Source organism: Pseudoalteromonas sp. 5Ae-yellow (genome assembly GCF_014077565.1).
GTDB lineage: Bacteria > Pseudomonadota > Gammaproteobacteria > Enterobacterales > Alteromonadaceae > Pseudoalteromonas.
Window position 1 is genome coordinate 1 of record NZ_JACGWD010000196.1, and the last position, 273, is coordinate 273.

A 273-nucleotide genomic window follows, 5' to 3' on the forward strand; every position below is an offset into this window, starting at 1 on the left:
CAAAGAAGTGAGATGTACAACTTGTGTTAAAGAGATGACGTGGAAATTACTATGGGCAAAGGTTGAAAAGGATGTGTTGCCGGATAAAGTACCGTCTCTTCATTGGCTGTACTATAGTTTAGCGAAATTGGGAGGGTGGTATGACAGTAAAAGAAATGGTCGAGTTGGCGTAAAAGCACTCTGGAAGGGGTGGTTGAAATTAGCAGAAATGGTCGAATCTGCCGAATTGTTAATATCAATTCAGCAGACAGAAAAGTTGTGATCAAGAGACAG

1 pseudogene is annotated in these 273 nt (G+C 41.0%); it reads left to right on the forward strand.

From position 1 onward, the window contains the following. Positions 1-262 (forward strand): annotated as a pseudogene (locus H4J63_RS19945) (hypothetical protein); the annotation flags it as partial. Positions 263-273 lie beyond the last annotated feature (11 nt).